Annotated in this window: 8 protein-coding genes; 1 reads left to right on the forward strand and 7 read right to left on the reverse strand. The window is 45.6% G+C overall.

Going from position 1 to position 13,126, the window contains the following annotated elements:
- Window positions 1-263: 263 nt before the first annotated feature.
- The 3 genes from WBA89_RS01535 to WBA89_RS01545 form a co-directional block, all read right to left on the reverse strand.
- Window positions 264-2,378: a TIGR00300 family protein gene (locus WBA89_RS01535; RefSeq protein ID WP_424403415.1), complete on the reverse strand. Its 2,115-nt coding sequence runs from the start codon at window positions 2,376-2,378 to the stop codon at window positions 264-266.
- A 280-nt stretch (window positions 2,379-2,658) separates the two neighbouring features.
- Complete coding sequence (locus tag WBA89_RS01540) at window positions 2,659-5,871, reverse strand: PAS domain-containing protein (protein ID WP_424403417.1); 3,213 nt, start codon at window positions 5,869-5,871, stop codon at window positions 2,659-2,661.
- 780 nt (window positions 5,872-6,651) lie between these two features.
- Window positions 6,652-7,590, reverse strand: coding sequence for a glycosyltransferase family 2 protein (locus WBA89_RS01545; protein WP_424403419.1), 939 nt, complete (start codon window positions 7,588-7,590; stop codon window positions 6,652-6,654).
- Window positions 7,591-7,770: 180 nt separating this feature from the next.
- On the opposite strand from WBA89_RS01545, the gene WBA89_RS01550 reads away from it, so the two are divergent.
- Window positions 7,771-8,973 carry an argininosuccinate synthase gene (locus WBA89_RS01550; RefSeq protein WP_424403421.1) on the forward strand — a complete coding sequence of 401 codons (1,203 nt, stop codon included), beginning with the start codon at window positions 7,771-7,773 and terminating at the stop codon, window positions 8,971-8,973.
- A gap of 21 nt (window positions 8,974-8,994) precedes the next feature.
- On the opposite strand, the gene WBA89_RS01555 is transcribed toward WBA89_RS01550, so the two are convergent.
- From WBA89_RS01555 to WBA89_RS01570, 4 genes are all read right to left on the reverse strand, one after another.
- Window positions 8,995-9,198: a hypothetical protein gene (locus WBA89_RS01555; protein ID WP_424403423.1), complete on the reverse strand. Its 204-nt coding sequence runs from the start codon at window positions 9,196-9,198 to the stop codon at window positions 8,995-8,997.
- A 272-nt stretch (window positions 9,199-9,470) separates the two neighbouring features.
- The gene (locus WBA89_RS01560; RefSeq protein ID WP_424403425.1) at window positions 9,471-10,406 is read right to left on the reverse strand and encodes a branched-chain amino acid ABC transporter permease; all 936 of its coding nucleotides are present in this window, start codon (window positions 10,404-10,406) and stop codon (window positions 9,471-9,473) included.
- A 182-nt stretch (window positions 10,407-10,588) separates the two neighbouring features.
- Complete coding sequence (locus tag WBA89_RS01565) at window positions 10,589-11,539, reverse strand: branched-chain amino acid ABC transporter permease (RefSeq protein WP_424403427.1); 951 nt, start codon at window positions 11,537-11,539, stop codon at window positions 10,589-10,591.
- Window positions 11,540-11,610: 71 nt separating this feature from the next.
- Window positions 11,611-12,852 carry an ABC transporter substrate-binding protein gene (locus tag WBA89_RS01570; protein WP_424403429.1) on the reverse strand — a complete coding sequence of 414 codons (1,242 nt, stop codon included), beginning with the start codon at window positions 12,850-12,852 and terminating at the stop codon, window positions 11,611-11,613.
- Between the last annotated feature and the right edge of the window lie 274 nt (window positions 12,853-13,126).

The following is a 13,126-nucleotide window of genomic DNA, read 5'->3' on the forward strand; positions in this document are numbered from 1 at the left end:
TCTGTAAAAAAGCGCCAAAGAGCCAGTAAACCCGCCCCAGCCACGGTCTAATTTACGTAGGGTGCGTCAGCTAAGATTATTTTCGGTACAAATCAACAATCTCAAATCTGACGCACCTCGCTAGTCAAGTAGGGTGCGTCAGCTAAGATTATTTTCGATGCAAATCAACAATTTCAAAGCTGACGCACCTCGCCAAACGGTGCGTCAGAACTATGTTTTTCCTGCTAGCAAGTCTCAAATCTGACGCACCCTACTAGCTAAATCTACACAGATTGAGCTACATGATGACGGCTGGTCAATTTATCCAATTGATTCACCAGCAAACTCAGGAACAATCCCACATCGGTAACAACTCCCGTAGATTCGATCGACCCCCGATCGCTCAATTTCGTCACCACCGCCGGATTAATGTCCACACAAACCATCTTCACACCCGCCGGAGTCATATTTCCCACACCAATCGAGTGCAGCATAGACGACAGCATTAACACCATATCCGCACCCCGTAACAGCTCAGTATATTCTTCTTGAGCCTTAACTAAATCCATTTGCGTGTCGGGAAGCGGCCCGTCATCGCGGATCGAACCGGCCAGAGAAAACGGTATATTGTTCTTCACGCACTCGTACATCACGCCGTTAGTAACCAGCCCTGCTTCAACAGCTTTCGCAATACTCCCGTAACGCCGCACAAAGTTAATTATTTTCAAGTGGTGTCGGTGTCCGCCGCGCACAGCAACGCCGCGTTTCATGTCAACCCCCAAAGAGGTTCCCATGTTCGATTGTTCCATGTCGTGAACTGCGATCGCATTACCGCCCAACAATGCTTGCACGTAACCTTCGCGAATCAAATGCGCTAAATGTTCGCCGCCGCCGGTGTGGATGACAACAGGCCCCGCCGTCACTACAACTTTACCGCCGCGATCGCGAATTTGGCGCAATTCCCACGCTACTTGTTCCACCACCAACTCTACCCGGCGCTCGCTAGAAACGCTACCAGACATAAAGCTAAATTCTTGAGAATTGCGCTGTTCCCGCGATTCTGTTTTGCGGATGGTGCGGATGCCGACCACATCGACAACGACTTTTTCACCTACTTTTAGATCGCGCAATAATTTGCATTTAGCCACTAGACCATCAGCCGTTTCAGTAATAGCAACTGCACCGTCCATCCGCTGATTTTGCGCTTTCACCCACTGACCGTTTACCCGCACTTCCGTGGGATAAATCGTAGTAACATAAAAGTCATCCGGCCCGACACCATCTTGCACTACAGGTTCTAAAATAGCATCGCACATCTCTTGCGGTGGCGGCACTGCACCCAAGTCAATCAGCATTCCCATCATTTCTTCCATCACATCGTGGGAAGGAGCCGAAACTTTAACGTCTGCTGAAGATGTGCTTTGCCGCTGCTCTCCCAGATTGAAATTCAGCACTTGGAAACTGCCGCCGAGATCGACAATTAAGTCTAAAGCGCGACTGATCAAACCAGCATCCAGCAGGTGGCCTTCCATGTGAATTGTGCGGCTTTCGACCATCACGTTTGCCGATCGATCTTCTTGCACGGGTTCAGTTACCCTGAGCGTCAAACACTTAGCAGCGCCCCCGGCTTTGAGGAATTCGCTCAGCGGCGTTTCAATTACTTGGAAGCCGGCTTTAGTGATGCGCGTTTTCAAGGCTTCACTGACCTTGTTCATTACCACAATTTTGTCAATATTGACGGCATTGCAGGCAAAATTGGCGGCATCGGCTTCTTCAATGGCAATGCGTTTTTCCGGCGCAACTCGCATTTCAATTAAGCGGTTCGAGTAAGAGTCAAATGCTGCTGGATAGTAGAGCAAATAGCCACCTGTCAGGGGACAAAAACAGGTATCTAAATGATAGAAACGTTCGTCTACTAAACGCAGCGAAAGCACTTCTATGTTGAGCCATTTTGCTAGCAGCGGGTGCGAGTCTAGTTCGGAACGGAAGCCGTACCCTGCCCACAACCAGCGTCCTTCGCGATCGAGCAAAGCATCGCCAGCACCCTCAAACGGCAAGTCTTTTGGGAGTTCGTGCACGGTAAAACCTTTGCTTTCAAACCATGCTTTGAAATAGGGTTCTTCGCCTTGCCGCTCTTTGTGATAGAAACGGCTGAGGACAAAAGTTTTGCCTAAAAGCAAGCCTGCATTGGCTGTGAAAACCATATCCGGCCAGCCTTTTTCCGGTGGTACCAAGTCTACTACCGCCTTGTCTTTGAGGATGTGGTAAAGTTTTTCCCACTGTTCGGCGGCGCGATCGCGCGATGATTTGTGGACGTTACCCTCCATCCAAGGGTTAATCACGTAATCGACATCGTAGTGGTCGGGAGCGCACATCAGGAAGCGAATTGAGTCAGTCATAATTCAGTTAAAATGTAGTAGATGCTACAGACGCGAGTTGAGATAATATGTATGAAATCAACTGTTAAATTCATTCCCAAGAGAAAGAGTGCAACGTCTAGCAGCGAAAAAAGTAGCTTTTAATTCTATCACGATTAAGATAAGATCAAATTAGACCACAGATGGTTTCCATGAAAAATCGAATCAAATGTCAGGGTTTGATGTTATTTGCCGTCAATTAGCCTTAACAAAAGGTTTGATCGTTCGGACTTTAGTCCGCTGATTTATGCGACTAAAGTCCTCACTGCAAACCTGTTTTAGTTTTCACTTTTTGCGAAATCGGCAGTTCGATCGCAAATTCTGTTCCCCGCCCAACCTCTGAATGACACTCCAACTTACCGCCGTGCGTGTCTTTGACAATTTGGTAACTGATCGACAACCCCAAACCAGTACCGCTGCCGATCGGCTTTGTAGTAAAAAACGGGTCAAACATCCTTGACTGCACCTCTGCAGCGATACCGGGCCCGCTGTCAGCAATCCGCACAACAACTTGATTGTCCCTATTTATTTCAGTGCTAATGCGAATCTGAGGATTTTGCTCAAACATTTGTCCAGCATCATTTGCAACTGTTGAAATATTGTTTGCTAATGACGAATGACTGATGACTAATGACTCTTCCACAGCATCGATCGCATTTAACAGCAAATTCATAAATACCTGGTTTAATTGCGCCGGATAACACTCGATTTTTGGCAGTTCGCCGTAATTTTTAATAATTTGAATTTCCCCACGTTTTGGCTGTGACTGCAATCGGTGCTGTAAAATCACCAAACTGCTCTCGACACCTTCATGAATATCTGTTAATTTTAAATCTTTTTCATCCAGTCTCGAAAAGTTTCTCAAAGACAACACAATTTGCTTGATTCGGTTAGCACCTCCTTTCATTGAAGCCATAATTTTTGGAAAATCTTCAGCGATAAAATCTACATCCACTTCGGCTAATTTTTCGGCCATTTCGGGAACTGGTTCGGGATAGTGTTGCTGGTATATCTGGAGCAATTTTATTAAATCGCCAGCGTACTGTGCGGCCGGAACAATATTGCCGTAAATGAAGCTGATCGGGTTATTAATTTCGTGGGCAACTCCCGCTACCATTTGCCCGATACTTGACATTTTTTCGGCTTGAATAAGATGGGATTGAGCATTTTTTAAGTGTTCCAGAGTTTGTGCTAACTGTTGGGCTTTTTCTCGTTCTCGCTGTTCGCTAAATTGCAAATCTACTTCTGCTTGTTTGCGATCGCTAATATCAATGTGCGTGCCCGTCATCCGCAAAGAATTTCCCCAAGCATCCCGTTCCATCACCTTCCCTTGAGCCAAAATCCACTTCCACTCGCCGGATTTTGCCAACATCCTAAATTCCACTTCGTAAGTCGCTTCTTTGCCTTGCCAGTGAGCATTTATCGCTGCTGTAGCCGATGGCAAATCCTCTGGATGTACCAGTTGCTGCCAGGATGCGAAACTATTTTCTATCTCCTCAATTTCATATCCCAGCATCGTTTTCCAGCGCGGATTAAAATAGACTTCTCCCGCGGCAATATTCCAGTCCCACAATCCCATCGCACTGCCTTCAAATGCCAGATAAAAACGTTCTTCGCTAATTTGCAAAGCTGCTTGTGCTTGTTTGCGATCGGTGATATCCATGACTGTTCCCAACAGTTTGATTACTTCTCCGGTTTCGGTAAAAACAGATGTTCCCCTTGCTTCCACGTATCTGATTTGACCGCTAGAATGCAAAATCCGCAATTCTTTTTTGTAGGAAATTCCTTGCGAAATAGCGAGGCCGACAGTTTCTTTGAAGGAGTCTCTGTCGTCGGGATGATACATCCGTAAAAGTTGGATGTATGTCGGTTCAGATGCGGTTGAGTCCAAACCAAAAATGCGGAATACTTCTTCTGACCAAGTAATCTTATTTGCTATAATATCAAATTCCCAACTGCCGATACGGGCAATTTTCTGGGCTGCAGCTAGACTCGCTTCGCTTTGTTGCAATTTCAGCCGCTGCTGTTTGTCTTGTTCGAGAAGATTGGCTTGGGCGATCGCAATTCCCATTTGTGCCGCCACAGTTTTCAATAATCCGATCTCGTCTTGCGTCCACTTGCGGCGATCGTACTGGTGCAAGCACATCATTCCGTTGGCTTTTCCCTGGTAGGAAGTCCGCACGGCTATCATCGACTTCAAACCTATTTGACTGCACAAATCTCTAACATTTGCTAGTAGCGGATCGGCAAAAACATCGTCAGAAACTACAACTTTATCTTGGGACAACACAAGCTGAACGTGGTCGTTGCCCTCCACAGGAATTTCTAAATCTGAAAGCGATTGTGATTCAATTTTTGTGTATTGAGCCACACAAAGAAGGCGGGGAATTGGATCTTCGGTGTAGGTGTGAATCAAGCAACTATCGGCATTAAAAACTCGACATATTTGGGCTGATGCTGTTTGAAACACTCGATCCTGCTTTAAGCTGTAGCGAATTTCCAGAGTAATTGTTTCTAGCAAAAATCTTTGCTTGATTTGCCGTTCCAAAGCAGCTAAAGCTGTTTTCAGTTCTAGTTCTGCTTGTTTGCGATCGCTAATTTCAGTAGCAGTTCCCAGAAACTTCCAAGGTTTGCCCTCCGCTGTTCTGACAAACACGGTATCCAGGCTGAGAAACCAGCGATATTCACCGTTTTTGTGCTGAATTCGGTACTCCAATTCAAAACTTTCGCCGTCTTTTGATGTTTCAATCTGGCTCATGTGTTCTGAGAATGCCGGCAAATCGTCAGGGTGGATCAAGTTAGGAAGAAATGCTGCTGGCATTTGCTGTATTTCTGTCAGCGAGTAGCCAAGATCGGTATACAGTTCGCGATTGAGATATAAAATCCGCTGTTCTAGCATATCGTAAACATACAAAACATTAGGATTCATTTTAATTATTGCCGACAGCCACTGCTGGCTTTCTCGCAGTTGTGTTTCCAGCCGCTGGCGTTCTTCTATTTCTGTTTGAAGCCGCGCATTTTGTGCTAGAATTTGCTGGGAAAGTCGGCTCAGCAGCAGTTGATTTTCGACGCGAGCTACTACTTCTTCTATTTCAAACGGTTTAGTAATGTAGTCTACCGCCCCCAGCGCGAAACCTTTGACTTTATCAAATACTTCATTTAAAGAGCTGATAAAAATTACGGGAATATCTTTGGTTTCGGGACAAGCTTTTAGCTGTTCGCAAACTTCATAGCCATCCATACCGGGCATTCTGATGTCCAGCAAAATCAAATCCGGTGGAGTCGAACGAGCGAATTTGAGAGCCAATTTGCCATCCCGTGTCGGTCGCGCTTTGTATCCCCGCTTAGACAAAAACTGGGATAAAAGGCGCAAGCTTTCTGGATGGTCGTCAACGATTAAAATGTTTTGTTCTAAGCTAGGAGTTTCAGATGCCAGTGTTTGTGCTTTTGCGTATTTTTTGTCAGATTCTTTCATAACATATCCATCACATTTTTGAAAAACCGAGATTAAAAGTTGGAAGATTTCCTGATTTTGAAAAAATAAAACCGTTAGCTTCCCGGAGAAAGACTATCTGGTAGATGTTGCTCTATGGCGCGGATTTGATCGATGCAAGTTTCTATCTGCTCCCCCTCTTGTTTTGGGAGCGCTGGCAGTTATTCGATTTGGGATTTTAGATTTTAGATTTACTTGTGGCAGATGAATCTGGGAGATTTAACAGGAGTCTAAAAATTTGGGCGGCTGGCGACAGGCGTCGGGAGCTTGCATCCGTTTTTGGGCAGGGTCAATCAGCGACTGTATACTATGCTTTTATTAGCTTATATCAGCACAAATCAGACTCTCAGCCTTTTTTTGCGGTTGAGGCGGTGGAACTGTCCGATCGCCAAAGTAGCACACCCCCTATATTTGTAGTAATTGTATCAAAAATGTTTAAATTTTTAAACCTTTTGCGGACAAAGTTATCTGAGGCGATCGACTTTCACAGCCGATAATCCTCAAATCACTGACGCAGCACGCAACTTTACATTAAACGTAAAACTTTTACCGCAGACGAATCTTAAAAAGTCTGTAAACAGCAGGAGGGCTGCGAAACGAGAATTATTCGAGATGTCTAGCGTTTCAAGCTTTGTGTTGCCTTTATTTATCCGGTTGTTCGGACTTGTTTTTTCGGTAGATTTACTTACTCTAAACAGCAACTACACAAGCTCAGACAAGCTCTGACAATATCTTATATTTTGTTTGGGGATCTCAACTAATTTATGGCATCTCGGTATCAGCCTGCAACTCACCGTAAGCAGCATACACGGCTTTCACGTTATACCAATTCAGAAAAACCCGAGCTATTTCTAAAGCTAACTGCGGTTTACCTCGGTCAATTAGCCACTGCAAAAAAGGTTTCATCGTGCGCTCGTTCAGCATCCCGCCCAAAGATAAAACTCCCCACAGTATTTGATGCAGAACAGTCATTTGAATCATCAGCCTCACGTCCCAACTTGGGTGTTTTTGATAAAACAAAACTCCCATTCTCCCGCGCTGAATTTCTCGGTCAATCATGCCGGGTATTTGCTCTAAGTCAAAAGCTGCGTGCCAGTGGTAGCCGACAGCCTCCGGACATTTAATCAATTTTAAACCTAATTTTTTTAACCTGACACCCAATTCTAAATCTTCCCATCCGTAAAGTTGAAAGCGATTGTCAAACAGTCCAGCTTCCAACAGCCAATGGCGGGCGATCGCCACATTTCCGGTAGCAAAATAAGCCGCCGAAAAATCCGTTATTTTGTAAGGTTCCGACGTGGGATTTTCAAAATTGCAAGTATTAATCACGCTGCCGTAAGTGAAAACCGCATCAGTATCCTTGTAGCCCTGCAGTAAAGCATCTGCGTGTGCTTGCAAAAAATGCTCCGTAACGACCAAATCGCTGTCAATAAAAATAATCGTATCGCCCTTTGCCTGTTCAACGCCCAAATTTCGGGCGGCGGCGGGGCCTTGGTGAGATTGACAGATCGATCGCACGTGCGGTAACAAGTCGGCATTTGCCGCCAACCACTCGATCGTCGAATCCGTCGAGCCATCATCGACTACAATCACCTCATAATCTGTGACACTGTTACCAAACTGCTGATTTTCCAGAGCCAGTAGACATTTTTCCAAAATGGGTTTACGATTGTACGTCGGAATCACAACACTAAAAAACACGGCTTTTCCCCATCACCACAGTTACCGTATCCCACGGTAGCAGATTTTTCGCAGCAGTTGGGTCGGAAAATAGCAAAGTTTAGCAAAAAAAGAATATCTAAATCTGTACTATTTCTGACAAGAATCGATCTCAATTAGGTGCATAATAAAAAGTCGGTTAAATTCAGGATGTAAATAGCAATGAGTCGCGCTACAAAAGTTGTGCTAGCATATTCCGGCGGAGTCGATACCTCCGTCTGCATTCCTTACCTCAAAAACGAGTGGGGTGTCGAAGAGGTAATTACTCTGGCGGCGGATTTGGGACAGGGAGACGAGTTAGAACCGATCCGCAAAAAAGCTTTAGCATCCGGTGCTTCGGAATCGCTGGTAATCGATGCTACCGAGGAATTTGTCAAAGATTATGCGTTTCCAGCCATTCAAGCTAACGCGCTTTACGAAAATCGGTATCCGCTTTCTACGGCGCTGGCTCGCCCGCTGATTGCTAAATTGTTAGTAGAAGCTGCCGAAAAATACGGTGCAGATGCCATCGCCCACGGTTGTACGGGCAAAGGAAACGATCAAGTGCGGTTTGATGTGTCGATCGGCGCGCTAAATCCGAAAATTAAAATTTTAGCACCGGCGCGGGAGTGGAAAATGAGCCGGGAGGAAACTATTGCTTACGGTGAAAAATGCGGCATTCCGTCGCCGGTGAAAAAGTCTTCACCTTACAGTATCGACCGCAATTTGTTAGGAATGGCGATCGAAGCTGGAATCCTCGAAGATCCGTGGGCGGAACCGCCGGAAGAGGTATTTTTGATGACAAAGGCGATCGAACAAACTCCCGACACGCCCGAATACATTGAAATCGGTTTCGACGGCGGAAATCCTGTTAGTTTGAACGGCAAAGATTTAGCCCCAGTCGCCTTAATTACCCAACTCAACGAAATAGTTGGAAATCACGGAGTCGGGCGCATCGACATGATTGAAAACCGCCTAGTCGGAATTAAATCGCGGGAAATTTACGAAACGCCGGCGATTTTAGTTTTGATGCACGCGCACCGAGACTTAGAAAGCTTAACCCTGACAGCAGATGTCACCCGGTACAAGCGAGGCATCGAAGAAACATACAGCCAAATGATTTACAACGGTCTTTGGTACAACCCTTTGAAAACCGCTTTAGACGCATTTATTCAGGACACGCAAAAGCGAGTAACTGGAAGCGTGCGAATCAAACTGTTCAAAGGAAATGCCACAATTGTCGGCCGCAAATCCGAAAAATCGCTGTACAGTTTCGACTTAGCAACCTACGGCGCAGAGGATGAATTCGATCACAAAGCAGCGGAAGGATTTGTCTACATTTGGGGACTGCCAACGCGCATTTGGTCGGAAAAGAATCGGGGTTAGAAATTAGTAGGGTGTACTGGCTTACCGCCAGGGTTTTAAACCCCTGGCATCGGGCGAAAGTCCTGTCACAGAAAACTGAATAATATCGTCTTCGTTCGATTGCCAGTTATCAAAACGGTTCCCCGCACTGAGGACTTTAGTCAGCAACAGTTCGTAGTGAGGACTTCTATCCTCACTACGAACCTTATTGATTATGGTCGAGCGAGCCGAGTTGATAGAATTCATTAAACATCTCATTAACCCGATCGAATTTTTCAGTCGTCTTGAGACGGCTTTAGCCATAAGCCGGGGTTTAAACTCGGCGGATTGTGCAGTTAATTGACAATAACTGAAGCAACTGCTACTCGTTCTAAGCCAGGAAAGATTGAAAGAAATCTAGGCAGTCGAGATTATATCGTTCTCTTGTCAAAAATCGGAGGAGATACACCTTACTTTTTCTCGATTAAACTTTCTTCTCAGCCGCAGTGAATAAACTTAGCTGCGAATAATATAATCGCCTAAACAGAAGTGCGATCGCCCTTTCTAAACTTCTTCAACAACTCCGGCGTTACCAAACCTTGCGGAAAAAATATCGTCCCCAGAACAATCAGCACCCCAAACACAATTAACCGCCCATCCCGCAGAAATTGCGCCAACCAAACCGGCAATCCCTGAATAGTCGCCATTCCCCTCAACACCTCCGGTAAAGCTGTAAACACCATCCCACCCAAAACTGCTCCCAGAAACGTTCTGCTACCACCAATCAACACAGAAGTCAAGTAAATAATACTAGCATCAAAAGTCCCTTGACGCGCGTTCCAAGTATTCAGAAAATGAGCGCTAACAGCACCGACAACCCCTGCTAAAATAGCACCTAACGCGAAAGCCAGAACCTTATAAAAAGTCGGGTTAATGCCGATCGCATCGGCAGCCAACTCATCAGCCCGAATCGCCGCAAAAGCCCGCCCCACCCGAATCCGTTCCAGCCGATAGACAATCGCCATGCTTACCAGCAGCAAAGGCAGTACAATCCACAAATACTCGATCGGCGTCGCAAACGGTTGCGGAATTCCAAAAATACCCACAGCCCCGCCAGTGATATCGAGATTCAGCGATAAAACCCGCAGAATTTCCACAAAAGCAATAGTGGCGATCGCCAAATAAATCCCGCTCAACCGCAGCGCCGGAATTCCCACCAAAATCCCCAACAACCCAGAAACAACCCCTGCAATTATCATCTCCACCAACAGCAATGGCAGAGGAAACAAACCCCCTGTCTGCTTAAACACCGTCGCAGACAAAATCGCCGCAATATACCCACCCAACGCATAAAAACCGGGGCTAGCCAGAGACAATTGCCCAGTCATCAAAGGCAAATATAACGACATTCCCAACATTGCACCCAGCAACATCGAGACAATCAGAAACCCGTAAGTAGTAAAAAATGCAGCCATGATTTTATTTTAAATAATAAACATACTTAAATACCAACTTTATCTCCAATGCAGTCCCATCACAATCATTCATTTCTCTCTTCTCTTTCTCTGCGTCCTCTGCGTCCTCTGCGGTTAAATCATTCCGATCTAATTAGTTTCTGTAGGGGCAATCCCCCGTGGTTGCCCCAATTTCAATCATCCTACACTTTCTGAATCAAACGCCGTCCAAACAAACCCTGCGGCCTAACCAATAGCATAATAAACAATATCGCAAAAGCCACAGCATCCTTATAAGCAGAAAAATCACCAGGAACAAAAGCCTCCACCAAACCAATAATAAACCCACCAAAAACAGCCCCAGGAATACTCCCCAAGCCACCAAGCACAATCACAGCCAAACCCTTCAAACCAAAAGCAATTCCAAAATACGGCCCAGCAATACTCACACTAGAACCCACCAAACCCCCCGCCAAACCCGCCAGAAAACTGCTCGCAAAAAACGTCAAAACAATATACCTGTCAGTATTAATCCCTAACAAACTAGAAGTAGTAGCATCTTCTGCCACCGCCTGCATTGCTTTACCAAATTTTGTAAAATTTATCAAGTAAGTTAGCAGGCTAACAATCGCCACAGCTACCCCAAAAATCACTATTTGCACAGTGCGAATCGGAATCTGTCGGTTCGCCGTACCAAAGTTAATAGCTGCTGGCAAATTACCGTAAGTATTAGCTGGAAAAGTGTAAATCTCAGCCCCGACTAGATATTGAATGATATTGGCGATCGCCACTGCCGCCCCCAAACTAGAAACCACTGTCAGCAAAGGATCTGAGTTTCTGCGGCGTAAAGGCAAAAAAGCAACTCTTTCCACAATTACTCCCACCAAACCAGCCAGCGTACTGCCCAAAATTAGCGCCACAGCAAAAGGCAATTGTACGGGAATTCTCGCATTAGCTAACAACCCGTTAAAACCGAAAGCGCCCCCCATCAGTGTATAGGTGAAATAAGCACCCAAAGTAAAGACTGCACCGTGAGCAAAATTAATAATTCCTAGAATAGAAAACACCAGCGTGTATCCCAGTGCAAAAATAGCATACACGCTGCCGATCGACAAACCATTCAGAAATTGTTGCAGAAACAGAGTTAAGTCCATCGCCAGTTAAAAAATGAGCATCAACTTTAAGTCATTCAACCACAAACAAGCTCAAATTTTTCTTTCTTCGTTTATTTCAAAAACTCAAACTTACCGTTATTTCCATCTGCATCCATTTTAATCCGTGCCACATAAAACTCTTTCTGATTGATTTCACCTTCCGGCGTAAAAGAAATTTCCCCTAAAGGCGTATCGTACTTGCCTATCAACAACTGCTGATTCAGCTTTGTCCGCAATTCTGCTAAAGGCTTTTCACTAATTTTAGACTGAGCATTAATTGCCTTTAATGACTCAACAAAAACTTGTACCCCGGTAAAAGCTTGAGCGCTAAACTGAGGCGGTTCTTTCTTAAATTGGGCGCGATAAGCGTCCCGGAAAGCCTTATTGATCTCATTTTCATATTCCGGGCTGTATGCTTGGGCAATCAAAACCCCATCGCAAAGAGCCTTGCAAACAGTAAATACGTTGGAAGTATTCAGACCGTTGCCCCCAATAATAACGCCTTTGTAACCCAACTCCCGCAACTGCTTAATTAAATTGCCTCCATCCGCAGCCAACCCGGAAATAATTATCAGATCGGGCTTGACATTTATCGCATTAGTGGCTTGAGATTGGAAATCTGTATCAGTAGTCAAGAATTTTTGGACTGTTGCCAATTCCAGCCCCATATCTTTAACCGTTGTCTGGAAAGTTTCAGTCTCAGATTTGCTAAAAGCATCATTCTGAGCAAAAAACACGGCTACTTTCTTAATATTCGGATTTTGCTTGAGGGCCGCTTTCACGGCATTAGGTGCTACCACGGCTACAGGCGCGGAGACTCTGGCCACATAATCGCCAATCTGGGGAATGCCTTTAGCCGTGTTAGAGGGGCCGAGAACCGGTACTTTGGCTCGATCGGCGATCGGATCGGCACTAAAAGCCTGCTGCGAGAGGGTTGGCCCCACAATACCCACCACCCGATCCTGATTGATTAGAGTATTAAAAGCATTGATCGCCCCCTGTTCGTCTCCACTCGTATCCTGGAACACCAGTTTAATCGGCGTCCCATCCACACCGCCCTTGTCGTTGAAATACTTCTCGGCAATTTTTGCCCCAGCCACCTGTTCTTGACCCAGTAAAGCCACATTGCTGGTTTGCGCCACCCCAACCCCAACGGGAATAGCGGTAGAGTTCCCCGCACCCGAACTCTGTGGCGAAGCTGTTGGAGATGGCGAAGTAGTTGAGGTCTGGGGAGTGTTGGTCTGAGTGCAGCCGATCAGCAGTGAAGCGCAGGTAACGAACAAGGTGCTAGGGCGAGTAGTAGGGTTTTTCATGGGCGATCGAACACATATATATATAGAACATCTGTCTGTACAGATATTCTACCTATTGGCGGAAGAGTCCCCTGAAAAACCTTACTAATACCGATCGAAAGAAGCGAGATCCGGAGAAGCAGAACCCGGCAATAGCAGAGTTGACTTAACTCAGCAGTGGCAACCCTTACGGTGTATGGTTTTAAAAAAAATCAAAAAAAGTTTTCCAAAACGCTTGACAACTCAGGGGAGAGTTGATACATTAATAAAGCGCCAGAGAGAAAGCGGTTCACAC

It is taken from the genome of Microcoleus sp., assembly GCF_049646505.1.
GTDB lineage: Bacteria > Cyanobacteriota > Cyanobacteriia > Cyanobacteriales > Microcoleaceae > Microcoleus.